This is a genomic window from Escherichia sp. E10V10, assembly GCF_004211985.1.
In the GTDB taxonomy this organism is placed as follows: Bacteria; Pseudomonadota; Gammaproteobacteria; order Enterobacterales; family Enterobacteriaceae; genus Escherichia.
Map to the genome: position 1 here is coordinate 73,915 of NZ_RHJO01000021.1, position 24,674 is coordinate 98,588.

The following is a 24,674-nucleotide window of genomic DNA, read 5'->3' on the forward strand; positions in this document are numbered from 1 at the left end:
GAATGTGATCGTAATCACGTTTAATAGGGCGACTTTTCCACGCCTGAAGATAACCATGATTGTTCGCCCACAACAACACTGGCTGCGCCGTATTTTTGTCTGGCACGGTTCAGTATTATCCAAGATATCCTCGCGCTTACTACTCAATTTTCTCTTTTCTATCGCTGTTATTTTCATGCTGCCCTGGTACACACATCTGGGCATCAAATTCACCCTCGCACCGTTCAGCATTCTTGGTGTCGCCATCGCCATCTTTCTGGGTTTTCGTAATAACGCGGGTTACGCCCGTTACGTTGAAGCGCGAAAACTTTGGGGGCAGTTGATGATTGCTTCACGGTCATTATTGCGTGAGGTAAAAACGACATTGCCGGATTCGGCAAGCGTAAGGGTGTTTGCCCGACTGCAAATCGCCTTCGCCCACTGTTTACGCATGACATTACGCAAACAGCCACAGGCGGAAGTGCTGGCACATTATCTCAAGACTGAAGATCTTCAGCGTGTACTGGCTTCAAACACTCCGGCTAACCGTATTTTGTTAATAATGGGGGAGTGGTTGGCGGTTCAGCGACGCAATGGACAACTTTCAGATATCCTGTTTATTAGCCTCAACGATCGGCTTAATGATATTTCAGCGGTTCTGGCAGGCTGCGAGCGCATTGCCTATACGCCAATTCCCTTTGCCTACACACTGATTTTGCATCGTACCGTTTATCTGTTTTGTATCATGCTGCCGTTTGCACTGGTCGTGGACCTGCATTACATGACGCCTTTTATCTCTGTGCTGATTTCCTACACTTTTATTTCGCTGGATTGTCTGGCGGAAGAACTTGAAGATCCGTTCGGTACAGAAAACAACGATTTACCGCTGGATGCCATCTGCAACGCTATTGAAATTGACCTGTTACAGATGAACGATGAAGCAGAAATTCCAGCGAAAATTCTTCCCGATCGCCATTACCAGCTGACGTGATAATTACTCCGTACGTCGGGCAACAATAAACAGTCGCGGGAATGCCAGCAGTATCTGTCCGTTCTCTTGCAGTGGATACTGCTCTTCCAGCATCTGATGGTAGCGCGTAAGAAAATGCTGCTGTTCGCTCTCGGTCAGATCCTGTAACCACGGACGTAATCCAGTGGCGGTCACCCAATCGATAATCGCCTGGTGCGACGGCATCTGGTGATAGTAAGTGGTTCGCCAGATATCAATCTCGCATCCGGCTTCGCTCAAAATATCGTAATAAGCATGAACGCCAGCCAGCGGCTCACGCCCGCGATCTGGATAATTTTGTTCCCAGGCGACTTCGCGCATCAGCACATGGGTCGGCTCCAGCCAGTTATCTGGCATCTGTACTGCCAACACACCATGAAGATTAAGTAACGAAACCAAATGAGGGAACAATTCGTAGTGGTCGGGCAGCCATTGCAGCGAGGCATTAGCAAAAATCAGATCGAGTGCCTGTTCCGGTTGCCAGTTGCGGATATCTGCTTCCACAAACTGGCAGTCCGGCAAAGCACTGCGCGCTTCGGCAATCATCGCCGGAGACGAGTCGATGCCAGTTATCTTCGCCGCAGGCCAACGTTGATGCAGCAGGGCGGTGCTGTTACCTGGGCCACAGCCAAGATCGGCAACGTATTCGACATTTTCCAACGGCACTCTGGCAAGCAGCTCCACCGCCGGACGCGATCGTTCAGCGGCAAAGTGCAGATATAAAGAGGGGTTCCAGTCAGACATTTTTTTACTCCCGTCAGCGCGTTACCCCAATTGTAGATAAAACTGATGAATTCGCCTCACGGCATCAACCCATTGAACACACGTTTTTTACGCGGCCCGGTCATTAGCGGTTCCAGTTTCGCGACACAGGTTTTGTAGTGGGGCGTGGTTTTATGGAATGCCACTGCGTCTTCATCTTTATAGGCTTCGTAAATATAAAAGCGCGAATTCACTTCCGGGTCCTGTAAGACATCGAAGCGCAAATTACCTTCTTCCTGTACCGAGCCCAGGTGGTTCTGGCGAAAGACCTCGATAAACTCGTCAACCTTGTCTTCATGAACGTTAATTTCAACCAGTGTGACGTGCATGATTCTTCTCCTTAAATCCGCAGTTACTGTTTTTCACTCAGATAGAGTTCATATGCCCGATCAGCCGTTTCGTTATGGTGTACCACCGCCTGTACGGCTTTCATCATCGCCACCGGATGGTCAGACTGGAAAATATTTCGCCCCATATCCACACCAGATGCGCCCTGATCGATAGCCTGCCAGCACATTTCCAGCGCCTCGCGCTCTGGTAATTTTTTACCGCCAGCAATAACAATGGGTACCGGACATCCGGCAACAATCCGTTCAAAACCTTTATCGACATAATAGGTTTTGATAATTTGCGCCCCCATTTCAGCGGCGATTCGGGTCGCGAGCGAGAAATAACGCTGATCGCGCACCATATCTTTGCCCACGCCAGTGACTGCCATGGTCGGCATTCCCACTTTCATTCCGGCATCGACCAGCTGAATAATATTTTTGATCGACTGGTGTTCATATTCGCTGCCGATATAAACCTGCGCCGCCACCGCGCAACTGTTCAGGCGCACGGCGTCATCCATCGATAACGCCACGGCTTCATTGCTTAATTCCGCCAGAATAGAGTTCGCACCTGACGCCCGCAGTACCACCGGCTTATTGGTCGCCGGGGGGACTACGCTGCGCAAAATACCGCGCGTACACATTAATACATCGGCATGTTCAAACAGCGGGGCGATATTTATATCGATGCGTTCAAGTCCGGTAGTCGGCCCCTGAAAATAACCATGATCAAAAGCCAGCATCACGGTTTTACCCGTTTTCGGATTAAATATCCGCGATAACCGAGACTGCATTCCCCAATCCAGCGCACCGCAACCTTTCAGGGTAAAAGGGATATTTTGTTGCGGTTGATCGGTGCGAAAATCTTTACCATCTTTAATATCGTCTAAATCTGCCATAACTTACTCCGGTTAAGTAATGCACATCAGAAATCGTATTTGCCGATATTTTCTTTATTGAAAACCACGCGCTCTGGTAACAGTACGATGCCATTACCATCCGCTTCGTAGTCATAGCCCTGAACGCTGTTTGGCGAGACTTCAACCTGACCTACGCCCTGAATATCCAGCTTGTCGCCCGTTTTCATTGATCCTTTTTTCAATAATGCATCCGCGACATAGACCGAAATTTTGCCTTGCTGAACCACATCCCACAGGCCAAATTCTTTCACCGTGCCGCGCTCTACATACGGACGCATCACGTTTGGCGTACTGAATCCCACAATCGCGACTTTGTCATTTTTAAGGTTTTCAGCGGCTTGCGCGGCGGCGGGCAGGGCGTTGGCGTCGGGGGCGATAATGGCGTCGAGATCGCTATACGCTTTTAATATGCCTTCTGCGGTTTGTAACGATTTAGTGGCATCGTTATAGCCAAACTGCGTAGTGACAATTTCCCAGGCAGGATGCTCTTTGGCGATTTTCGCTTTCGCTTCTTTCACCCACTGGTTTTGGTCCGTAACGGTGGGGCTGGAATAGAAAAACGCGACTTTGGCTTTGTCTTTATTCACCTGGCGCGCCGCCATATCCACCAACATACCTCCCAACTGGGCGGGCGTTCCCTGGTTAATGTAGTAAGAACGGCACTCCGGTTTGGTGTCAGAATCCCAGGTAAGTACTTTCACCCCACGTTGCATGGCGCGTTTCAGTGCCGGGCATAAACCATCTGGCGAAACCGCAGAAACGATAATGGCGTTATATCCCTGATTGACGAAGTTATTAATCAACTGTACCTGACCAGAAACACTGGGTTCTGTTGGCCCATCGTAGGTCACATCAACGCCCAGCTCTTTACCCGCTTGTTGTGCGCCGTTGCCACCGCTGGTAAAAAATCCCACGCCAACCAGTTTGGGAATAAATGCAATACGCTCTGCGGCCTGCACATTCATAGAGATTGCGGCAATACCAAAGGCGCTAAGTAAGGCGATTTTCTTAAGGCGATGAAGTGTCATGAAGATATCCTTTATGGCAATGGGTTATTGGCCCGACGCGCCAGCCACTCTTTAATTTGCTGGCGATGCAGGCTAACGGAACGACCTACGACAACGACGATAAGCAGTGCACCGGAAAGGGCGCTGGACACCTGATTTGGCACTCCTGCCATTTGCAAACCTTGTTGCAAATATCCCACTAATAAAACCGCAATGGCGGTGCCGATAATGGAACCAGAACCACCATAAATATTGGCACCGCCAAGCACCACGGCGGTGATGGCGGGCATCAGAAACGACGCACCGAGATCGGAACGTGCTGAACCAAAATACGACACCAGCAGCACAGCGGCGACCGCAGACGCCAGCCCCGTCATGGCATAGAGCGCACATAAGGTGCGGTTAACTGGAATCGCGCTGTAAAGCGCCACGCGCGGGCTTTGCCCAATCAAAAACACGTTACGTCCGGCATGAGTTTTATGCAGCCACAGCCAGAAAACGAGGAGACATATCAGGAAGATAATCAGCGGAACGGGGAGTCCCAGCACATCCAGGTTAGCGAAATCTGTAAACGCCATCGGGAATCCACCAATACCTTCGTACCCCGTCGCTCCGGCCATCCCGGAAAGCAGCAGAGCGCTTCCGGCAAACAGATACAGCGTGCCAAGCGTAATCACCAGCGGGTTAACTTTGGTATAGATAATTAATCCGGCGTTAATCAGCCCGCACAATGCGCCGAGCAGAAAGGTCAGAAGAATCGCCAGCGGCATCGGCACACCACTTTGAAACAGTACGCCTAATGCAATGGCGCACAAGCCGATGGTCGAACCAAACGAAATATCGATCCCGCCACTGACAATCACCATCGTCAGCGGTAGGGCGACAATGCCAATGCAGATAAAGTCACTGGTGCTGAACAGCAACATATTGAGATCTAACATCCGTGGGTTAATTGCACCAAATGCGACAATCTCAATAACGAGCAGTGCGGCAAGAGCCAGTTCCCAACCGTAGCGAATACGCATTACGCGGCCTCCCGTTTTTTACCTGACGGAGCGGGTTTAACGGATGGCGGTGGCGTCATAAAGCGGGCATATTTTTGCCGCCGCAGATTACGTTCCAGCGCGCAACGCAGGCGTCCATCAAACACCAGCACCGCCAGCAGCACGAGGCCCGCGATAAAATCATTCCACCATGCCGGAATGCGCAACAGCACCAGTACGCTATCGATCTGCGTCAGGAACCAGGCACCGAGTACCGCACCGATGATCGCACCGGAACCGCCGAGCAAACTAATGCCGCCCAGCACGCAGGCTGCAATCGCTTTCATCTCCAGCCCGGTACCGGTCTGGTTGGGGATAAAACCAATCTGCGAAGCAAACACAATCCCCGCCAGTGCCGCCATGCAGCCGTTCAACGAAAATGCCACAATCCGAATGGCTTCCGTACGAACGCCCAGTTGACGAGCGCCCTGCAAATTATCGCCCGTGGCATAAAAACGGCGTCCAAACGCCGTCTTCGCCAGCAGCCAGGCCATAAATGCCACCAGAATTATCGTCAACCAACCAATCGCGGAAACGCCAAACAGTAGCGGGGCGGAGAGCTGTTTCAGCTCGGCGGGTAATCCTTCAATCCATTTTCCGCCAGTCCACAGCAACATAATGCCCCTGTACAATCCTAATGTACCGAGCGTAGCGACAATGGCAGGGATCTTTAGCCACGCGACCAGTACACCGTTGAAAAATCCCGCGAGCAAGCCGAGCAGTAACGTCGCGACACAAGCAACAGGCAGTGAATACCCCGCATTCAGTAATATCCCCAATAGCACCGCGCACATACCCGTAATTGAGCCTACCGAAACATCAATATTGCGCGTCAGCATCACCAGCGTCGCGCCCATCGCCAGCAGGATCAAGATTTGTGCGCTGCTATAAACCATGGTCAGCGTTTGCAGACTTAAATACTGACGGTCGAGAAAACCTGGCAACAAAAACAGCAGCACCACCGCCAGCAGTGCCGTGATTTCACGGTTGTTCTGAATAAACTTCAGCATGACGCCTCCTGACGCTGACTATCGCCGAAGGCAACGCGCATAATGGTCTCGACATTAATATCGTGTCCGGTCAGTGCCGAGTGGGTAATTTCACCCTGATGCATCACATACACGCGGTCAGCCATCAGTTCGATCTCTTCCAGATCGGAGGAGATAAGCAGCACGGCCACATTTTGTGCGGCGATGCTGCGCAACAGCTGGTAGATATCATTACGCGCCGAGACATCCACGCCGCGCGTCGGCTCATCGACAATCAATACTTGCGGCGAAGCTTCCAGACATTTGGCAATCAGGATTTTTTGCTGGTTGCCACCGGATAAAGTTCGTGCAGCTTGTTCCGGTTGGTTAAATTTAATATTCAGCGCGCGACGATATCGCTCCAGTGTGGCGTTATCTTTCGCGTTTTTTGCCCAGAATCCGCGTTGATTATGGGTGAGGGCGCAAACGTTCCACGCCAGCGAAGTATCGAGATTCAACCCTGAGGACTGGCGATCTTCTGGTAGATAAACCAGACCGCGATGCAAACGTTCTCCGGTAGATAATTTATTGATCTCTTTACCATTCAACATGATGCCCCCGCCACGCAAAGGCCGCAGACCATATAACGTTTCTGCCAGTTCAGTGCGCCCGGCCCCCACTAGCCCAGCCAGGCCAAGAATTTCTCCGGCATTCAGCGTAAAACTGACATTCATAAAACCTTCGCCAGTCAGATTTTCCAGCGCCAGTACCGATGTTCCGGCTGCATGTTGTGGGCAATTACCGGGCAATTCCAGCCATAACTTTTGACTGGCTGAGAGAGATTTTTCCCGCGTTGCTGGCGTAATGGCCTGAATGATGTCGTCGGTAGACAGCTCGCTGGTTTTGCCACTTAACGCAATAGTTCCGTCGCGCATCACGCTAATACGATCGGCAATCTGGCGAATTTCCGGCAGCTTATGTGAGATAAAAACAATACCCACGCCAGTGGCGAGTAGTTCCTGCAAACGGCCAAACAAGCGTTCGGTTTCCGCAGGGGTAAGCGACGCTGTAGGTTCATCGAGAATAAGAATTTGCGAATCGCGCATCAGACCGCGCAGGATTTCCACCATTTGGCGGTCGGCAACATCCAGTGAGCCCGCCAGACTATGGAGATCAAACTGGCAGCCCAGCGCCGCCAGCAAGTTCTTCATTTTCTGCATGGAGAGCTGTTTTTTTGCCAGCCCAAACAGGATGTTTTCTTTTATCGACAGGCTTGGGAAAAGCAGCGGTTCCTGGGGAACGAGATAAATACCCAACTGATGAGCATGAACTGGCGTTAATCTGGTGTAGTTGTTGCCCCCAATCTCCAGCGTACCGCTATCAGCGGGGGTAATACCGGCGATGATTTTCATTAGCGTCGATTTACCCGCGCCGTTACCGCCGAGCAGGGCGTGGACCTCACCTTGATGCAACGTAAAATCGATGCCTTTCAGGACATTAACCCCTGAATACTGTTTATAAACCGAGCGGGCGCAAAGTAGCGGTAACGCGCGGGTATCACTCGTTTGCATATTTCCCCCATTCAGTTTTGCAGGTGAGTTTTGAACAAATGTGTTTCTACTTTTAATTTGTTCATAACCTTAGGTGGACATTGCACATATTTCCGACGAATAGATCACAATTTATGCTATTTTGATTTTCATGGTTGCGTTTGTTCATGCTCGTTAGTCAAACTGTGGTTGCTATCACAGATATAAATGCGCAAGAACTGAACAATTGCATTAAAGATTTAAATATGTTCAAAGTGAAGAATGAATTATGACAATCAACGATTCGGCAATTTCAGAACAGGGAATGTGCGAAGAAGAACAGGTCGCGCGGATCGCGTGGTTTTACTATCACGACGGGCTGACCCAGAGCGAGATTAGCGATCGCCTAGGGCTAACGCGTTTGAAAGTGTCGCGGTTACTGGAGAAAGGGCATCAGTCCGGCATTATTCGCGTGCAGATTAATTCTCGCTTTGAAGGCTGCCTGGAATATGAGACGCAATTACGTCGCCAGTTTTCATTACAGCATGTGCGGGTGATCCCTGGACTCGCAGATGCTGATGTCGGCGGGCGCTTAGGAATCGGCGCAGCGCATATGTTGATGGGATTGCTCCAGCCACAGCAAATGCTGGCGATTGGCTTTGGCGAGGCAACGATGAACACGCTGCAACGCTTAAGTGGTTTTATTTCGTCACAGCAAATCCGCCTGGTCACGCTCTCCGGTGGCGTCGGCTCTTATATGACAGGCATCGGGCAACTTAACGCAGCGTGCAGCGTCAACATCATTCCGGCGCCATTACGGGCATCTTCGGCTGAAATTGCCCGAACGCTGAAAAATGAAAACTGCGTCAAAGATGTCCTGTTAGCCGCGCAAGCTGCGGATGTGGCAATTGTCGGCATTGGCGCCGTGAATCAAAAAGAGGATGCGACGATTATTCGCTCCGGTTATATCAGCCAGGGCGAACAGTTAATGATTGGTCGAAAAGGGGCCATTGGCGATATTTTAGGTTACTTTTTTGACGCTAAAGGTGACGTTGTCACGGATATCAAAATACATAACGAACTGATTGGCTTACCTTTAACCGCGATGACAACCATTCCAATTAGAGTAGGTGTCGCAGGGGGCGAAAATAAAGCCGAAGCGATCGCCGCTGCGATGAAAGGCGGCTACATCAACGCGCTGGTTACCGACCAGGATACTGCCGCTGCGATTTTACGTGGTTAATTTAGCATCACCTTATTACCGGGAACGATGGAGAACGTATAGAGGAACAGACAGAACGCTTAAGCCGAGGACAATCTAATGGCTCGACTCTTTACCCCTTCAGAATCAAAGCATTACCTGATGGCGCTGGACGCAGGCACCGGAAGTATTCGGGCTGTGATTTTCGACCTGGAAGGCAATCAAATCGCGGTAGGACAGGCGGAGTGGCGGCATCTGGCAGTACCTGACGTTCCCGGTTCAATGGAATTTGATCTGAATAAGAACTGGCAACTGGCGTGCGAATGTATGCGCCAGGCGTTACATAATTCAGGTATCGCCCCGGAATATATTGCTGCCGTTTCGGCATGTTCGATGCGCGAAGGCATTGTTTTATATAACAATGAAGGAACACCGATCTGGGCCTGCGCCAATGTGGATGCCAGAGCGGCGCGGGAAGTCAGCGAACTTAAAGAACTGCATAACAATACCTTCGAAAACGAAGTGTATCGCGCGACCGGACAAACGCTGGCTTTAAGCGCCATTCCCAGATTACTTTGGCTGGCGCACCATCGTTCTGATATCTACCGACAAGCGTCGACCATCACCATGATCAGCGACTGGCTGGCCTATATGTTAAGTGGGGAGCTGGCGGTCGATCCGTCTAACGCAGGCACCACGGGACTTCTTGATCTCACCACCCGTGACTGGAAACCTGCATTGCTGGATATGGCCGGACTGCGGGCTGATATTCTTTCTCCTGTCAAAGAAACCGGCACATTGCTGGGCGTGGTAAGTTCACAAGCTGCGGAACTTTGCGGCCTGAAGGCTGGCACTCCGGTGGTCGTGGGAGGAGGGGACGTGCAACTCGGTTGCCTTGGGTTAGGCGTTGTGCGTCCGGCACAAACCGCTGTTCTTGGCGGCACATTCTGGCAGCAAGTTGTAAACTTAGCCGCGCCGGTAACCGATCCAGAAATGAACGTGCGCGTTAATCCCCATGTTGTTCCTGGCATGGTACAAGCTGAATCTATTAGTTTTTTTACCGGACTCACCATGCGCTGGTTCCGCGATGCCTTTTGTGCCGAAGAAAAACTGATTGCCGAACGTTTAGGTATCGACACCTATACGCTGCTGGAAGAGATGGCCAGTCGGGTGCCGCCTGGGTCGTGGGGCGTGATGCCGATATTCTCCGACAGAATGCGCTTTAAAACCTGGTATCACGCTGCGCCTTCCTTTATTAACTTGTCCATTGACCCGGATAAATGTAACAAAGCGACATTGTTCCGTGCGCTGGAAGAAAATGCGGCGATTGTATCCGCGTGTAACTTGCAGCAAATTGCTGATTTTTCGAATATTCATCCTACATCGTTGGTCTTTGCAGGCGGAGGTTCAAAAGGGAAATTATGGAGTCAAATTCTCGCTGATGTCGCGGGATTACCCGTTAATATTCCGGTGGTCAAAGAAGCCACCGCATTAGGATGTGCCATTGCAGCTGGCGTCGGTGCCGGGATTTATTCATCAATGGCAGAAACTGGAGAACGTCTTGTACGCTGGGAACGAACGCATACACCAGACCCGGAAAAGCATGAACTTTATCAAGATTCACGCGATAAGTGGCAGGCTGTATATCAGGATCAACTGGGGCTGGTTGATCACGGACTGACGACATCGTTATGGAAAGCGCCTGGGTTATAGTTTTATTGACAGCCACATCCTGATAACCGTGGCTGTTAATTTTTGAGCATCGGTATTCCTATTTCTTTTCAACCGGCGCATCAGCGCCGTTTTTTAAATTCTCCCTTTTATCCGCGATCGCGGATATCGCAGCATTTATCCCGTATAGCGGATAAAATGCGTTTACAGATTGACTTTATCCTCACTAAGGGATAAAACGGACAATATCCCCTTAAGCGGATAAACTTTCTGTGGACGTATGGCATGATAAGCTTTCCGATGATCTATAGCCCAACGCAATTAGCGAATGCAATGAAACTGGTTCGTCAGCAAAATGGCTGGACGCAGAGCGAGCTGGCGAAAAAAATCGGCATCAAGCAGGCGACGATTTCGAATTTCGAGAATAATCCCGATAACACCACGCTGACGACATTTTTTAAGATATTACAGTCACTTGAACTCTCAATGACGCTATGCGACACGAAAAACGCTGCGCCAGAATCAACAGAACAGCAAGATCTGGAGTGGTAATGCCTAAACTTGTCACTTGGATGAACAACCAGCAGGTAGGCGAGTTAACGAAGTTGGCCAATGGCGCGCACACTTTTAGGTATGCGCCGGAGTGGTTAGCCAACCGTTATGCCAGGCCGTTGTCGCTATCGATGCCATTGCAGAGGGGGAATATCACCTCTGATGCCGTGTTTAACTTCTTCGATAACTTGTTACCCGATAGCCCGGTTGTACGCGACCGGATCGTAAAACGTTATCATGCTAAATCCAGACAACCGTTTGATTTATTGTCAGAAATAGGGCGAGACAGCGTTGGCGCCGTGACGTTATTACCAGAAGATGAAACCGTAACGCACCCGATAATGGCATGGGAAAAGCTTACTGACGCCAGACTTGAAGAAGTATTAACGGCTTATAAAGCAGATATTCCGCTAGGCATGATTAGAGAAGAAAATGACTTTCGTATCTCGGTTGCTGGCGCGCAGGAGAAGACCGCGCTGCTCAGAATGGGCAATGACTGGTGCATTCCGAAAGGAATAACGCCGACGACGCATATCATTAAATTACCGATTGGTGAAATCAGGCAGCCCAACGCGACGCTCGATCTCAGTCAAAGCGTGGATAATGAATATTACTGTCTGCTGCTGGCGAAAGAACTCGGGTTGAATGTTCCGGACGCAGAAATCATAAAAGCGGGTAGAGTGCGCGCGTTAGCGGTCGAACGCTTTGACAGGCGCTGGAATACTGAACGAACGGTTTTACTTCGCTTGCCACAGGAGGATATGTGTCAGACATTCGGTTTACCTTCATCGGTGAAATATGAATCTGACGGAGGCCCAGGCATCGCGCGGATCATGGCGTTTTTAATGGGGTCCAGCGAGGCGCTTCGCGATCGTTATGATTTTATGAAATTCCAGGTATTCCAGTGGTTGATTGGCGCGACGGACGGCCATGCGAAAAATTTTTCGGTTTTTATCCAGGCCGGTGGCAGTTATCGACTCACGCCATTTTACGACATCATTTCAGCATTTCCGGTATTGGGTGGCGCGGGAATACACATCAGCGATCTCAAACTGGCAATGGGGCTTAACGCATCCAAAGGCAGAAAAACGGCAATCGATAAAATTTATCCGCGACATTTTTTGGCGACAGCAAAGGCGCTGAAATTCCCGGAAGTGCAGATGCATGAAATCCTGAGTGACTTTGCCAGAATGATTCCCGCAGCACTGGATAACGTGAAGACTTCATTACCGGCAGATTTTTCGGAGAATGTGGTGACGGCAATTGAAACCAATGTGTTGAGGTTGCACGGTCGGTTAAGCCGAGAATACGGAATTAAGTGAGATGAGGGTTTTGATCGTGGCTAATGAGCAGGACAATCATGACCGCTAAAGACTGGATTTTTCCTTTGTTTATGTTGGTTCGCATAATGTATATTATGTTAAATAGCGAATTGGATTGGATAAGCAACGTCTTACACCCACGTCTCGCCTCGTAGAGTCAGCAAATTACTACCCTATTGTCGGAATCTTGATTCCCCAGGATGCTGGAGCTTTCTTTCGATTTTTTAACTACCTCGCCAAGTGGACAGTGGCTACAGCTGATGGATATCCCCCAGCCTGTACGGCTGGGGAGCCCCTGGAGGGTAACTAGATATTCTTATGGAAGAAAACGTCTAACTTTTGCGTCGCCTGGTCAACGTATTCAGGCACCCAATATGTCTCAATGTGGGTAGCACCATCGATCAGGAAGAGTTCTTTGTCCTTCGTACCGGTAGCTTTAGCGAACGCATCTTTAGTCATATAGAGCGTATCCGCTTTTGAACCGGCAATCATTAGCAGTGGTTTATTGATCAGGTTGATATGGTCCGTCACGTCAAAGTTCATCAAGTCTAACAGACTGCTTGTGGTGTATTTAAACGTTGAGTTTGGATGCGCGTGGGTTTTCCAGTAGTACTCGTAGCCCTGGCGATATAACGCAAAAGGTAATTTAGCGATCTGTTCATCAGTCAGGTTGGCATCACCGGAGTAAAGCACTTCGCCACCGGCTACTTCCTGAGCTCGTGCATCAGAAGCCTGCTGAAAACGTTGTTGAATAGTATCCAGCTGTGAATCCTGCATACCATTGCGCCGTACAAGTCCTGAATTAAACATGCTAATGGTTGCAATCGATTTGAATCGTTTGTCCGTCTCGGCGGCAGCAAGTGAATACCCTCCTCCCCCGCAAATCCCCAACAAACCAATACGGGTGCTATCAACACCGGGATACTGGCTGATAAAATCAGCCATGCCGTGGATATCTTCAATACGATTCGCAGGTTTGTCTACGTTACGTGGCAGCCCTCCGCTGGCCCCCTGATAAGCAGCATCGGCGGCGATGGTAATAATAGAATCATTGTCTCCCCTCCTGTCACCGTAGATAAGGACGCGTTGTATGATCAGACAGTTACATTATCTTGGGCTACTACTGCCTCTCTTCACAACTTCATCATGGGCTGCGGAGCAAAATTCCACTGTCCATATCGCCCCCGCCGGAAGCCAGACTGCGGTGTATGGCTCGGCGGAGAATATGAGCTGATGAAAGTCGTCGAAACACGTAAACAACGTGGCATCGAAGACATTGAAGGTAAAGCGCCGATCGCCCCGATTCCCGTCGGGGATGAGCTTCGCCGTGTCGGTACCGCAAACCAGACGAAAATCTCAGGCGCGCCTGTTCAGGGGCCACTGTTTGATTTTGCGCCAACAATAAATCAATTCCTGCAAACACATCTGTTCGGCGATATTTTCGCTCGCGATAACCTCGACTGGCAAAGCCGTGAACTGGCAACAGTTGGCGCATTAGCCGCTACGCCAGGCGTTGAAGCCCAGTTACTGTCACACACGCGAGCAAGTCTGCGAGTCGGTCTGACGGCAGCGCAGTTACGACAGTTAGCACAGGTTCTGCGTGAACATGGCGACAATGATGCAGCCACAAGAGCTGAAGAGGCACTGCAAAAAGCGCTTGAGAACAAATAGAGACGGTCGTAATGCAGACTCTCCCCCTGGTCAGTGCACATACGTGATTCATCCTCCGCATTTATGAATCCGCCAAATAAAGGCAATCAAGGGGGCGAAATAATTAACGCTGGCAACTCAGATATGATTAAACGGCAACCATAACAGAGGATGTAATTTTGAAAACGGTCTTAAAAATGCTGGCCATCTGCATGATGGCAGGAGGCCTGGGGGCGCAGTCTGTATACGCCGAACCATTGGTCATTCAGGAGCAAGGAAGTTTTTCTGCCGGAGGCACCATCATCACCGCCCCGGGAACATTTGACGCGAAAAAGCCGCTGGACTCTGCAGGTCAAACTTATCATGGCGATCATGCGTCGGTGTTCTATCAAATACCGGAGAATCCGCATAAATATCCCATAGTTATGCTACATGGCGCGGGCCAGTCTTCCCGTACCTGGGAAAGTACGCCGGATGGTCGAGAAGGGTTCCAGAACATATTCCTGCGCCGAGGATTCTCCACGTATATTGTCGATCAGCCGCGTCGGGGTGATGCCGGACGTACCACTGTAGAAGGTACGGTTACACCAAAACCTGATGAGCAGATGTGGTTTAACCAGTTCCGTGTTGGCGTGTGGCCAGAGTATTTTAAAGGCGTCCAGTTTTCCCACGACAAAGAGGCACTAAATCAGTATTTCCGCCAGATGACTCCGAATACAGGGCCATTTGATGTCAATGTCATCTCTGATGCGATGTCTGCCGTAGTGGATAAATCAGGCCCGGCAATCCTCTTTACTCACTCTCAGGGGGGTGGACCAGGCTGGTATACCGCGATGAAAAACAACAAGGTCAAAGCCATTGTCGCCTTCGAGCCAGGCAGCGGTTTTGTGTTCCCGGAAAAAGAACTCCCTGCCCCTATGCCAAGTGCGTTCGACACGCTGAAGGGTGAAGCAGTGCCAATGGAACAGTTTATGGCGCTGACTAAAATCCCGATTTTGATTATTTACGGCGATAACATACCGGATAAACCTGTAGCCATGCCCGCACAGGACAGCTGGCGAGTACGGCTGGCAATGGCGCGTAAGTGGCGTGATGTGGTTAACAAGCATGGTGGGGATGTCACGGTGACGCATCTGCCTGAAGTAGGGATAAAAGGTAATACCCACTTCCCGTTCTCTGACCTGAATAATGTGCAAATCGCTGATTTGGTCAGTCGGTTTTTGAAAGAGAAAAATCTGCAATAGCCATACCAGGCATGCGTAGGCCGTTAATACCTAAACGGGCCCACAGCAAAAAGCGGGCCCTTTACTCTGAATAGCGAAGTGCATCAATCAACAGCGCAAAAGCAGGCGGATGCTGCTTACGGCTGGGATAGTAAAGGTAATATCCGGGAAAAGTTGGACACCACTCCTGTAAAACCTGAATAAGCTCGCCTGACTTTACATAATCCTGAATCACGTCTTCGGGAACACAGGCAATACCAAATCCTGATAATGCGGCATCAATTCTTTCTGGCAGCAAATTAAACGTCAGTTGCCCATCAACTCTGACCCGAAACGGTTTCCCTTCGCGTTCAAACTCCCAGTGATAAAGTCCACCGGCAGTTGGCAGACGCATATTGATGCAGCGATGATTTTGTAGTTCGTGAGGCGTTTCAGGCGCAGGGTTTGCAGCAAAATACGCCGGCGATCCCACCATGGCCATCCGCATATCCGGCCCAATTCGCACTGCAATCATATCCTTATCCACACTCTCACCCAGCCGGATCCCGGCATCGAAACGACCTTCAACAATATCGACAAAACCGTTATCCACCACCAGTTCGACATTGATTTCGGGATATTCCCTGAGGAACGGTTTTAGCTTCGGCCAGACCAGACTGCGCGCAGCATGTTCCCCGGCTGATAAACGAATATTCCCGGAGGGCGTGCCATTCAGTTGGATAAGTGATTCCAGTTCGCGCTCAAGCTCATCTATACGTGGCTCAAGACAGGCAATTATTCTCTCCCCTGCTTCCGTGGGGGCCACGCTACGGGTAGTTCGGGTTAAGAGACGGATATTTAACCTTTCCTCCAGTGCCTTCATTGCATGGCTAAGTGCAGACTGAGAGACGCCGAGTTTGCTCGCTGCTTTGGTAAAACTTCGCTCTCTTGCCACCACAAGAAAGATTTGCAGTTCGTTGAAGTTTTCTTTAAGCATTGACGATTTCCTTGTAGAAGCATTCCCTTCAAAGCGCATTCATGAAGGGTGTTCATAGACACAATCATTTTAGCCTCGTTACTGGCAATAATGATAATTGATATTCTGGCTGTATCAAATATAAGGCTGAATTATCAGAAGGTTTATCATGAAAATACTCGTTGCTGGTGCAACAGGAAGCATTGGTATTCATGTTGTGAATACTGCTATTGCAATGGGCCATCAGCCCGTGGCTCTGGTCAGGAATCGGCGGAAAATCAAGTTACTCCCTCGTGGAACAGATATTTTCTATGGCGATGTTTCAATACCTGAAACACTCACCGATTTACCGAAAGATATTGATGCCATCATTTTTACACTCGGCTCCGATGGTCAGGGACGTATTGGTGCCAGAGCGATAGATTACGGCGGTGTACGTAACATTTTGCGAATATTCAGGGATACACCTGTTCGCATCGCCCTGATGACAACGATTGGCGTTACTGAGCGGCTCAGTAGCTGGAATCAACGTACTGAAGTTCATGACTGGAAGAGACGCTCTGAACGCCTGGTCAGAGCCAGTGGGCATATCTACACTATCGTCAGACCCGGCTGGTTTGATTACAACAATGATGATGAGCACAGAATCGTCATGCTTCAGGGGGATAGACGCCATGCGGGAACGCCGGAAGATGGTGTTATCTCCCGGGAACAAATCGCCCGGGTACTGGTAACGGCCTTGAGCAATGATGCGGCTAAAAATAAAACGTTCGAACTGGTCGCAGAGCAAGGAGAAGCACAGCAGGATCTCACCCCTCTGTTTGCAGAGCTGCAGAGTGATAACCCCCAAAAAAATGATGGGGTTTTCGATATAGACAATATGCCCCTTACTGAAGAACCTGAGTGCGTTATTAACGACCTGAATCTGTATTCAAAAAATTCAAAAATCTGACAACGTTGTCATATGACAGTCAGTCTTATGACAGCTTAGAACTGTATATTTACAGATCAAGAAGGAGGAAGCTCCTTCTGATATTCGTCAACTTCCAAATACATCGTTTAAAACAGGTATCAGATATGAAAGCACTACTAATTACTGCATTATTCATGGGATTCATTTCGGTAAATACTGCATCTGCTGCTGAGGAGATTCGTCATGCAGATGGCAAAGAAAAGATTGGTGTAGTCTCAGCCAGTAATGCCCTGACGCTTGATGAATTATCGAATGCGCTTTCTCGTAAAGCTGATGATCAAGGAGCAACATCATTCAAAATTCTGTCAACCGCGGGGAATAACCGATTGCACGGGGTTGCTGAAATCTACAAGTAAGTAATTAGCATTTTGAACAATATATGTCACAGCCCTCTTATAGTTAGCGTCGTCTTATCTCCAGAACAGAAGATATTATCGATGAGGTAACTCAATGGATTGATTCAAACATACATAAACCGCTGAAGATAGACGATGTTGCTACGCGGGCTGGATACTCTAAGTGGCATCTTCAGCGGATTTTTGTACAGATAAAAAAGTTAGCCTTGGGAAATATATCAAAGATAAAAAACTTGGTCTTGCAGCTAAAGATCTTGTCGAGACTAATGAGTCTGTGATGAGCATCGCCTATAAATATGGATTCGATTCACAACAGACTTTTACTCGGATTTTCTCTAAAAAATACAAATTACCACCATTAAAATATAGAAACACCGAAAGGATAAAAAACATTAACATTTTAAATAATTTCACACTTACGTAGTATCACCCAACCCAAATGGTAATTTATTCTGCATCGAGAGATGAATATTTTTTGAGCCAGTAGTTCTAATGGACATGGAAACCTGTTTACCCTTGTTTTATCCCCTCAGATATTACTTTGCATCGCTACAGGCCGTGAAATTTTTTTACGAATTCTGGCAGCAAGTATTTAAACGCGGGCGGAAGCCTTTTAACTTCCGCCCGCACCGCATGGTTTAATCCCTGCTCTGTTCAGGACACGTCTCAGAAATTAAAACGGAACCCGACACTGCCTGTGACCGGAGACTCAGTATGTTTACCGTTTTCATAACGAGCCTCAGCCCAGACGCCAGCATTTGGGGTCAGTTGCGCACTGACACCCAGTCCGTATTTCCCGGTCGTCCCGGAGATGTCGTTCCTGAAGTCGTAGGTGTCATTGATACGGACTTTGTTGTTGTCCGAAAATTCATGATTCACCGCCGCCGACAGGTACGGTTTGACCTCTTTTCCTGCAACGTCAAGGGTCATCCCCAGCTTCACACCAGCCTCAGCCTGCAGAGATTTGGTCGCACCGACTTTGGCCTTCATACCGTTATTCAGGTGAATATCCTTCTCATCCGCCCTGAATGCAGTTGTCCGCACGTATGGCTGCGCCCATGCATTCTCATTCAGACTGAAGGTTCTGCCCGCTTCGAGGCTACCGCCGAAACCGTTCTGGCTGTAATCGCCCTTCACCGCCGTGCCGTCACTCATCCAGGTACGCAGCTCATTATTAAAGCGGTTGTATTTCAGCACACCGTCCACGTAGTAGCCGTCATTATCAAACCAGGTCGCGTACAGACCACCACCGGTGCTGTCTACCGCACTCTTTCCACCACGGGCATGCTTAATGCTGTTGTCGGAGTAAGAGAAGAAGGTACCCACAGCTAAACGGCTGTCACTCAGGTCAAAGACCATATCGGCGCCGGTTTCGAAACCGTTCTGAGTCAGGGTATAGCCCGAGCTGGCCCCGCCGCTGATGCGGTTGTCTGACCCGGTATAACGGCCCCATACGCCCCCTGGTGCACGGGTATTCTGCATCACATCACCATGACGGAAACGCAGATTGTCCAGCTCGCTGTTGAAGACGTATGCCGGTGCTGTCGCCAAGCCCAGTACCGCGTCGGCCGATTTCGTTGTGCGACGCACCGGAGACGACACACCTGCATCCGGTTTACCTGTACCTGGATTACCTGCATCCGGTTTACCTGTGCCTGGGTTACCAGCATCCGGGTTGTTACCAGCATCTGGGTTAGTCGGCGGAGTAACCGGAGGCGGAGTATCAACCTTCAGATACCAGTTGGTATTTTCCTTGCTCAGGCCGTATTCCCAGGTACCGGCATCGACTTTCCCGCCTTTCAGGGTAAACGCGGCATCACCGCCACCTGTTTGCACCACCTGAAGCGGCGCACCAGCAGATACTGGCTCCAGACCGGTGTTTTTGATATCCAGCACAAAGTTACCGCTGGCATTACCCGCGACATTCAGCATATCTCCGGTATGTGATGCGATATCCGTGTTCATCCGGAACGTCCCGCTACCAGACAGGCTCCGAAGCGCCAGCGACACCGACTGGAAGGCTGTCGTCAGACGCGTGGTTGCTGACGGACGGAAATCAACGGTCCCGTTATCCAGCGTTAATGCGCCAACAGTGGAGTCACCATCGAGATGCCAGACAGAAGCACCTTTAACCGCCATATCACCTGCACCGGTGTTGTCCCCCGCAACATTCCCCGTCAGGATGGTCCCGTTATCCAGCGTCAGGGTGGTGCCTGACTGTGTCGTCACATTAGCGTTCGCCTTAAGGGCATCCATCGTCATGGCCCCGCCACTCTGAAGGACAATCCCACCGTCCTGAGACAACAGGCCGCTGAAACGGGTGCTACCGCCTTCCTGCGTCAGGGTGCCGGTACCCGTCAGGGTGCCTGCGAAGGTCGCAGCACTGTTGTTGAGGTAATACAGGTTGCCTTCGTTTGTGACTACGTCACCGACCAACGTCCCTTTATCAGTCAGGGTGGTGGTGCCGTAGAGCACACCGCCGCTGCGGACATCCAGCGTACCGTCACTGCCAACCATCGTATCGCTGGCCTGATGACCGTCAAACACCGTCAGGTATCCACCATTTTCCAGCAGCATATTGGCTGCACTGCCGCCAGCGATACTGAAGCTGCCGTTATCGTTAGTGCCGCTCAGGACAGCACTGGTATTGGTAACAATTGCGCCACCGCTGTTCTGGGTCACCTGAGAGGCTGAACCACCGGCATCCACCTGTAGTATACCGCCGTCTGTGATGGTCGTTTTTGTGACATTTCCGTTGACGTAAACATACTGTCCTCCGCCACTGTTGATGGTGGTATCCGTAACACTGCCGCCACTGTTGACCTTCTGAGTCCCGCCACTGTTAATAACGGTATTTGCCACCACGCCCCCACTCTCAACATTCTGCTCTCCGCCATCGTTAAGAGTGGTATCAGTAACGCTGCCGCCTGAGATATTCTGAATCCCGCCAGTGTTAATGGTTGTGTTTATGGCGCTGCCACCACTGTATACCGTCTGATATCCGCCGTTTACCGTGGTACTGGTAGCACTACCGCCATAGTTGATAAATTGAGACCCACCGACGTTGAGCGTGGTGCTTGTTGCCTGGTGACCACTATTAACATACAGAGCTCCACCATTCTCCAGCAGCATATTACTGGCACTTCCGTTGGCAATACTGAAGCTGCCGTTAATATTGGTACCACTCAGAGTGGCATCTGTGGTTGTAAAAATAGCCCCACCACTGTTCTGAGTAATGCCAACGGCAGTGCCGCCCCCGGAGACGGACAGGTTACCACCACTGTTAATGGTAGTGCTCGTGACACTGGCGCCGCCGTAGATATACTGAACCCCGAGGTTGTTTACCGTGGTACTGGTAGCACTACCGCCATCGTTGATGTACTGATAGCCACCGGAGTTGAGCGTGGTGTCAGTCGCACTACCGCCGCTGTAGATATACTGAAACCCGAAGCCGTTTACCGTGGTGCTGACGGCACTGCCGCCACTGGAAACATACTGGTTTCCACCACTGTTAATGGTGGTACTCGTGGCACTACCGCCATCGTTGATGTACTGATAGCCACCGGAGTTGAGCGTGGTGTCAGTCGCACTACCGCCGCGGTAGATATACTGAGACCCGCCGTTTACCGTAGTACTGGTGGCACTGCCGCCACTGGAAACATACTGGTTTCCACCACTGTTAATGGTGGTACTCGTGGCACTACCGCCATCGTTGATGTACTGATAGCCACCGGAGTTGAGCGTGGTGTCAGTCGCACTACCGCCGCGGTAGATATACTGAGACCCGCCGTTTACCGTAGTACTGGTGGCACTGCCGCCGCTGTAGATATACTGATAGCCACCGGAGTTGAGCGTGGTTTCAGTCGCACTACCGCCGCTGTAGATATACTGAGTCCCACTGTTTACCGTAATACTGGTGGCACTGGCGCCATCGTTGATGTACTGATAGCCACCGGAGTTGAGCGTGGTGTCAGTCGCACTGCCGCCGCTGTAGATATACTGAAACCCGAAGCCGTTTACCGTGGTGCTGACGGCACTGCCGCCGCTGTAGACATCCTGGTATCCACCACTGTTAATGGTGGTACTCGTGGCACTACCGCCACTGGAAACATACTGGCTTCCACCACTGTTAATAGTGGTACTCGTGGCACTACCGCCACCGGAAACATACTGGCCTCCACCACTGTTAATAGTGGTATCTGTCGCCGTATCACCGGCATTCAGTGACATAGATGAACTCGTTGCACCGCTCCCCAGTGTTTCATTGTTATAATCCACCGCCAGAGCAGGAGCTGATGGCAGAAGCAGGCCAGCAATCAGCCCCGCCAGTGCGGTACGCCTGATTTGCCGGGGGCGACGACCGCCTTTACGGGTCAGTTCTGAGGTAACAACCCACATCCCGGTGGATTCATTCCAGACAGTGTTATAAACCTTGTTCATTATTCGTTCCTTTTGTAAGACAGGTTTTATCTCCCTGCTTCATCAGGGAGGCATGGAGTCTGCTGATAACGCCATTAACCTGTGTGCCTGTTATCAGTCGGGTGCATTCAAATTGCCGGTCCGTGTTTTTATGTCTCGGACACCACAGAAAATCCCTGTGGTCAAAATTCAGCGATGTATCGTCCCAGCACCCGTAGCAACCATGGGAGTTAAATACCCGCCATGGGGTATAAAACTCGCTGTTGGGCAGGCTGAAGCCACTTATCAGCACCACCGGAATACGGGTAGCCCAGGCCAGCCATGACAAGCCGCTTGGCAAGCCAATGAAGAAGCTGGCATGCCGCAGCAGGTTCACCCTCTCCTGCAGCGGAAGCTTGCCGGTAAAGTCCTCTGCGCCCCACGGGATGTGATTCCAGACAAAGCCCTGGCCATAGTGGGCGTCCCGGTCAATGCACAGCACCCGGTAACCCAGTGATTTCAGGTGTGCGATGACCTCACTCCAGCCAGTGCCGTTGTTCCAGTATTTCGCCTGACAGGTGGACTGTGTGGCGATGCACACATAAGGCTCCTGGATAACCCGGGGCGCGGACAGGTCAAGCCGGACGGGGGCTTCACGCGGGTCAACGCCCAGAATGTAGCCTGCAGAACGGTGGAAACCGACCTTGCGAAAATCCACCGGCTGATTGTTTGTATCGCCACCGAAATAAAGCCCCACGCGATAGGTGGCATAAGGCGCCACCGTGCGCGGCTTATCCGGCGTGGAAAACTGTATCTGCGGATACTGAGGCGCCAGCAGATCAATAATGTCCTGCGACATCGTGCATTCCAGACGGCACTTATGCAGGGACTTGAAGCGTTCCGCATAAGGAAACCAGCCGAGCAAATCGCCCAGCGTACCGGTCGGGAATGAAATCAGTACAGGCCGGTCTTTTAATTTCAGGGTTTCATCCAGCAGAGGCGTTTCTTCCCCCTGACGGAATACCTGAATGCGAAAGCGCACGAAATATTTCTTACTGCTGGTTACCCAGCCTTTATCCACATCGCAGCAGAAAAGAATATTTTCTGAATCCGCATCCAGCAGACGCACGTGCCATTTCCCTTCAGGAAGCAATACACGTGCACCATCATTAAAGTCATAAAAAATATTTTCAGGCCCTGCCTGCGTTGGCGTATCAGGCGGAGGGATAAAAAATGTATTCTTCAGCGTTGACATATTTTCACCTTCAAAAATATATAAGCGTTGAAAAGCACGATGAGTACGCTAAAAATATAAATGAAGTGTCTTTCTTATGATGAGTAACACCCATCGCACGGTTTTGATATTCTTCTGTAATAACAGAGATGAGTTCACATATGACATTCTCACGAGGTCACGCCTCGCGCATTTCATTATATTTATCCAACGACTTTAGTCGTTGCAGATGAAATGCACCCTGCATTACTTCCGGCTACGCGCAGGAGTTAGTTTACAGTTTACGTGCAGAAAGACTTATCAATTTCGGAAGTGTATCCGGTCAGTACGTACCGTTACAGCGCTTACAAAAACTTCCTGTTCATAATCCATGCAATATCATTCCGGTTTCTCAGACCGATTTTAAATATCGCCTTTTGTCGGTAGTAACACACATTGCTGTAATGTATCTGCATACGCTTTGCAATATCACTTACAGTTTCACCGCCAAGAAGTGCATTTATCACATGTTGCTCATTAGCACTTAAACGCTGAAATCTATACCCACTAATTATATAGCGAGAAGGCACGGCCAGAATGCGCAGAAAAATATTTTTCAATTGATGAAAGCTTTGTGACGGAGAAATCCAGGTAAAAGGATATCTGATATTATTCAGCCCTCCCTGATGGCCAATTAAAATGCATGGAGTCCCTCTCAGTTCGTGGCGTTCAGAATAAAGGACTGACAGATTCCACAAAAACCACAGCGCCCTCACAGTCACTGATGACTCATGGCAGGTGAGATCTACCACAATGACACGCTGTTTCCCGGGGAGGTGTCTGTCAGACAGAATATGCGACATAATCTGGTCCGGTGTTTCCACGGAAATAACCTGAACAGCATGTTGCCCGGCACTTTCCATCACTGCAAAAAGCCCGAGGCGGGTGTACTGACACTGACTCATCAAAAATATCTGTTTCATCCGTATTCTGTCAGCTCCTGAGGAGCCTGTTCATTCTGTTTTCTCGATACCATCCACTGACGTAGTTTCTGAAATTTTGTCTGTGGCCTGAGTGACTGCTTTGCTGCGGGGGCAACAGGTTCCAACTGAACATCCAGTTTTGCTCCTGAACTGGCCGGGATTTCCTGCGGATCCTGTATATCCAGGATCCGCAGGGCGCGTCTTCGTCCCGTTGTCGGTTCGTTCTGTATGAAGCGCCTGCTGCGGATATGGTTTCGTCCCTCGTGCTCAATGTAATACAGAATATTTTTTGCTGTTCTCTGGGGTATATGAAACTCCCGGCTGACCGCCTCAACTGTCAGTAACCTGCCGGTTCGCATCCCCCAGAAGGTCACGATGATATACAGTGGTCGAGCCTGCATGTCCTGAACACACTCAGGACAGAAAAAATGTCTCTTTATTCGTCTGCGTCTCTCAGGCATACCCGCCACCTGAATATCTCTCCGTCAGAAATATGAATTAAGAAGCACTGACATCCCTCCCCCCAATAATGACAACAGACATCTGTTGCCGCATGTGTCGGGTTATCAGTGCTGAGTAACGCGCAATACAGGTGCACAAGAAGAGGATCTGTTGTTGTCAAAATGACCCA

At 50.2% G+C, this 24,674-nt stretch carries 20 protein-coding genes and 4 pseudogenes; 11 read left to right on the forward strand and 13 right to left on the reverse strand.

The genetic code is table 11. From position 1 onward, the window contains the following. Window positions 1-55 precede the first annotated feature (55 nt). Window positions 56-970 carry a bestrophin family protein gene (locus tag D9736_RS19745; RefSeq protein ID WP_130258985.1) on the forward strand — a complete coding sequence of 305 codons (915 nt, stop codon included), beginning with the start codon at window positions 56-58 and terminating at the stop codon, window positions 968-970. 3 nt (window positions 971-973) lie between these two features. Here D9736_RS19745 and tam read toward each other — a convergent pair whose 3' ends face one another. Genes tam through lsrA form a run of 7 tightly spaced genes read right to left on the reverse strand, consistent with a single transcriptional unit; the run spans window position 974 to window position 7,588 of the window. Beyond that, the gene (tam, locus tag D9736_RS19750; RefSeq protein WP_130258986.1) at window positions 974-1,732 is read right to left on the reverse strand and encodes a trans-aconitate 2-methyltransferase; all 759 of its coding nucleotides are present in this window, start codon (window positions 1,730-1,732) and stop codon (window positions 974-976) included. 56 nt (window positions 1,733-1,788) lie between these two features. Further along, a complete protein-coding gene (gene lsrG, locus D9736_RS19755; RefSeq protein WP_130219114.1) occupies window positions 1,789-2,079 on the reverse strand; it encodes a (4S)-4-hydroxy-5-phosphonooxypentane-2,3-dione isomerase in 291 nt (96 codons plus the stop codon). A 23-nt stretch (window positions 2,080-2,102) separates the two neighbouring features. After that, entirely contained in the window at window positions 2,103-2,978 is an 876-nt protein-coding gene (gene lsrF / locus D9736_RS19760; RefSeq protein WP_000774178.1) for a 3-hydroxy-5-phosphonooxypentane-2,4-dione thiolase, read from the reverse strand. A gap of 26 nt (window positions 2,979-3,004) precedes the next feature. Further along, the gene (gene lsrB / locus D9736_RS19765; RefSeq protein ID WP_130258987.1) at window positions 3,005-4,027 is read right to left on the reverse strand and encodes an autoinducer 2 ABC transporter substrate-binding protein LsrB; all 1,023 of its coding nucleotides are present in this window, start codon (window positions 4,025-4,027) and stop codon (window positions 3,005-3,007) included. A gap of 11 nt (window positions 4,028-4,038) precedes the next feature. Further along, window positions 4,039-5,031, reverse strand: a complete 993-nt coding sequence (gene lsrD / locus D9736_RS19770) for an autoinducer 2 ABC transporter permease LsrD (protein WP_105288422.1) — start codon at window positions 5,029-5,031, stop codon at window positions 4,039-4,041. Next, window positions 5,031-6,059: an autoinducer 2 ABC transporter permease LsrC gene (lsrC, locus tag D9736_RS19775; protein WP_130258988.1), complete on the reverse strand. Its 1,029-nt coding sequence runs from the start codon at window positions 6,057-6,059 to the stop codon at window positions 5,031-5,033. The genes lsrD and lsrC overlap by 1 nt, the downstream gene beginning before the upstream one ends. Beyond that, a complete protein-coding gene (lsrA, locus tag D9736_RS19780; protein WP_130258989.1) occupies window positions 6,053-7,588 on the reverse strand; it encodes an autoinducer 2 ABC transporter ATP-binding protein LsrA in 1,536 nt (511 codons plus the stop codon). The genes lsrC and lsrA overlap by 7 nt, the downstream gene beginning before the upstream one ends. Before the next feature lie 247 nt (window positions 7,589-7,835). Between lsrA and lsrR the strand changes: the two genes are divergently transcribed. The 4 genes from lsrR to hipA all read left to right on the forward strand — a co-directional run bounded on the left by lsrR (window position 7,836) and on the right by hipA (window position 12,292). Continuing rightward, window positions 7,836-8,789 (forward strand): transcriptional regulator LsrR, encoded by a 954-nt coding sequence (lsrR, locus tag D9736_RS19785; RefSeq protein WP_130258990.1) that lies wholly within the window; start codon window positions 7,836-7,838, stop codon window positions 8,787-8,789. Between the two features lie 78 nt (window positions 8,790-8,867). Further along, window positions 8,868-10,460 (forward strand): autoinducer-2 kinase, encoded by a 1,593-nt coding sequence (gene lsrK, locus D9736_RS19790; RefSeq protein ID WP_130224828.1) that lies wholly within the window; start codon window positions 8,868-8,870, stop codon window positions 10,458-10,460. A 243-nt stretch (window positions 10,461-10,703) separates the two neighbouring features. Continuing rightward, window positions 10,704-10,970, forward strand: coding sequence for a type II toxin-antitoxin system antitoxin HipB (gene hipB / locus D9736_RS19795; RefSeq protein ID WP_130219125.1), 267 nt, complete (start codon window positions 10,704-10,706; stop codon window positions 10,968-10,970). Continuing rightward, window positions 10,970-12,292, forward strand: a complete 1,323-nt coding sequence (gene hipA, locus D9736_RS19800; protein WP_130258991.1) for a type II toxin-antitoxin system serine/threonine protein kinase toxin HipA — start codon at window positions 10,970-10,972, stop codon at window positions 12,290-12,292. Before hipB ends, hipA begins: the two co-directional genes overlap by 1 nt. A gap of 306 nt (window positions 12,293-12,598) precedes the next feature. Here the strand turns inward: hipA and D9736_RS19805 are convergent. Beyond that, window positions 12,599-13,333: pseudogene (locus D9736_RS19805) on the reverse strand (alpha/beta hydrolase); the annotation flags it as partial. A 49-nt stretch (window positions 13,334-13,382) separates the two neighbouring features. Here D9736_RS19805 and D9736_RS19810 point away from each other — a divergent pair. From D9736_RS19810 to D9736_RS19820, 3 genes and pseudogenes are all read left to right on the forward strand, one after another. Next, window positions 13,383-13,517 (forward strand): annotated as a pseudogene (locus tag D9736_RS19810) (cupin domain-containing protein); the annotation flags it as partial. A gap of 2 nt (window positions 13,518-13,519) precedes the next feature. Then, a pseudogene (locus tag D9736_RS19815) lies at window positions 13,520-13,963 on the forward strand (carboxymuconolactone decarboxylase family protein); the annotation flags it as partial. A 158-nt stretch (window positions 13,964-14,121) separates the two neighbouring features. Beyond that, complete coding sequence (locus D9736_RS19820; RefSeq protein WP_130258992.1) at window positions 14,122-15,186, forward strand: alpha/beta fold hydrolase; 1,065 nt, start codon at window positions 14,122-14,124, stop codon at window positions 15,184-15,186. Between the two features lie 61 nt (window positions 15,187-15,247). On the opposite strand, the gene D9736_RS19825 is transcribed toward D9736_RS19820, so the two are convergent. After that, window positions 15,248-16,141, reverse strand: a complete 894-nt coding sequence (locus D9736_RS19825; RefSeq protein WP_130258993.1) for a LysR family transcriptional regulator — start codon at window positions 16,139-16,141, stop codon at window positions 15,248-15,250. 148 nt (window positions 16,142-16,289) lie between these two features. On the opposite strand from D9736_RS19825, the gene D9736_RS19830 reads away from it, so the two are divergent. The 3 genes and pseudogenes from D9736_RS19830 to D9736_RS19840 all read left to right on the forward strand — a co-directional run bounded on the left by D9736_RS19830 (window position 16,290) and on the right by D9736_RS19840 (window position 17,873). Further along, window positions 16,290-17,072, forward strand: a complete 783-nt coding sequence (locus tag D9736_RS19830; protein WP_130224914.1) for an SDR family oxidoreductase — start codon at window positions 16,290-16,292, stop codon at window positions 17,070-17,072. A gap of 125 nt (window positions 17,073-17,197) precedes the next feature. After that, complete coding sequence (locus D9736_RS19835; RefSeq protein WP_130219599.1) at window positions 17,198-17,449, forward strand: DUF1471 domain-containing protein; 252 nt, start codon at window positions 17,198-17,200, stop codon at window positions 17,447-17,449. A gap of 56 nt (window positions 17,450-17,505) precedes the next feature. Continuing rightward, window positions 17,506-17,873 (forward strand): annotated as a pseudogene (locus D9736_RS19840) (helix-turn-helix domain-containing protein). Window positions 17,874-18,115: 242 nt separating this feature from the next. On the opposite strand, the gene D9736_RS19845 reads toward D9736_RS19840, so the two are convergent. From D9736_RS19845 to D9736_RS19860, 4 genes are all read right to left on the reverse strand, one after another. After that, entirely contained in the window at window positions 18,116-21,889 is a 3,774-nt protein-coding gene (locus tag D9736_RS19845; protein WP_130258994.1) for an autotransporter outer membrane beta-barrel domain-containing protein, read from the reverse strand. Beyond that, entirely contained in the window at window positions 21,873-23,102 is a 1,230-nt protein-coding gene (locus D9736_RS19850) for an autotransporter strand-loop-strand O-heptosyltransferase (RefSeq protein ID WP_130258995.1), read from the reverse strand. The genes D9736_RS19845 and D9736_RS19850 overlap by 17 nt, the downstream gene beginning before the upstream one ends. Window positions 23,103-23,425: 323 nt before the next feature. Next, entirely contained in the window at window positions 23,426-24,043 is a 618-nt protein-coding gene (locus D9736_RS19855; protein WP_130258996.1) for a LuxR C-terminal-related transcriptional regulator, read from the reverse strand. Next, on the reverse strand, window positions 24,040-24,504 hold the full coding sequence (locus tag D9736_RS19860) for a CaiF/GrlA family transcriptional regulator (protein ID WP_130258997.1): 465 nt from the start codon (window positions 24,502-24,504) through the stop codon (window positions 24,040-24,042). The genes D9736_RS19855 and D9736_RS19860 overlap by 4 nt, the downstream gene beginning before the upstream one ends. Between the last annotated feature and the right edge of the window lie 170 nt (window positions 24,505-24,674).

Bases quoted from the DNA above. Each gene is read 5' to 3' on its own strand.
- D9736_RS19745 (WP_130258985.1), top strand. From the start codon at position 56: ATGATTGTTCGCCCACAACAACACTGGCTGCGCCGTATTTTTGTCTGG.
- tam (WP_130258986.1), bottom strand. From the start codon at position 1,732: ATGTCTGACTGGAACCCCTCTTTATATCTGCACTTTGCCGCTGAACGA.
- lsrG (WP_130219114.1), bottom strand. From the start codon at position 2,079: ATGCACGTCACACTGGTTGAAATTAACGTTCATGAAGACAAGGTTGAC.
- lsrF (WP_000774178.1), bottom strand. From the start codon at position 2,978: ATGGCAGATTTAGACGATATTAAAGATGGTAAAGATTTTCGCACCGAT.
- lsrB (WP_130258987.1), bottom strand. From the start codon at position 4,027: ATGACACTTCATCGCCTTAAGAAAATCGCCTTACTTAGCGCCTTTGGT.
- lsrD (WP_105288422.1), bottom strand. From the start codon at position 5,031: ATGCGTATTCGCTACGGTTGGGAACTGGCTCTTGCCGCACTGCTCGTT.
- lsrC (WP_130258988.1), bottom strand. From the start codon at position 6,059: ATGCTGAAGTTTATTCAGAACAACCGTGAAATCACGGCACTGCTGGCG.
- lsrA (WP_130258989.1), bottom strand. From the start codon at position 7,588: ATGCAAACGAGTGATACCCGCGCGTTACCGCTACTTTGCGCCCGCTCG.
- lsrR (WP_130258990.1), top strand. From the start codon at position 7,836: ATGACAATCAACGATTCGGCAATTTCAGAACAGGGAATGTGCGAAGAA.
- lsrK (WP_130224828.1), top strand. From the start codon at position 8,868: ATGGCTCGACTCTTTACCCCTTCAGAATCAAAGCATTACCTGATGGCG.
- hipB (WP_130219125.1), top strand. From the start codon at position 10,704: ATGATAAGCTTTCCGATGATCTATAGCCCAACGCAATTAGCGAATGCA.
- hipA (WP_130258991.1), top strand. From the start codon at position 10,970: ATGCCTAAACTTGTCACTTGGATGAACAACCAGCAGGTAGGCGAGTTA.
- D9736_RS19825 (WP_130258993.1), bottom strand. From the start codon at position 16,141: ATGCTTAAAGAAAACTTCAACGAACTGCAAATCTTTCTTGTGGTGGCA.
- D9736_RS19830 (WP_130224914.1), top strand. From the start codon at position 16,290: ATGAAAATACTCGTTGCTGGTGCAACAGGAAGCATTGGTATTCATGTT.
- D9736_RS19835 (WP_130219599.1), top strand. From the start codon at position 17,198: ATGAAAGCACTACTAATTACTGCATTATTCATGGGATTCATTTCGGTA.
- D9736_RS19845 (WP_130258994.1), bottom strand. From the start codon at position 21,889: ATGAACAAGGTTTATAACACTGTCTGGAATGAATCCACCGGGATGTGG.
- D9736_RS19850 (WP_130258995.1), bottom strand. From the start codon at position 23,102: ATGTCAACGCTGAAGAATACATTTTTTATCCCTCCGCCTGATACGCCA.
- D9736_RS19855 (WP_130258996.1), bottom strand. From the start codon at position 24,043: ATGAAACAGATATTTTTGATGAGTCAGTGTCAGTACACCCGCCTCGGG.
- D9736_RS19860 (WP_130258997.1), bottom strand. From the start codon at position 24,504: ATGCCTGAGAGACGCAGACGAATAAAGAGACATTTTTTCTGTCCTGAG.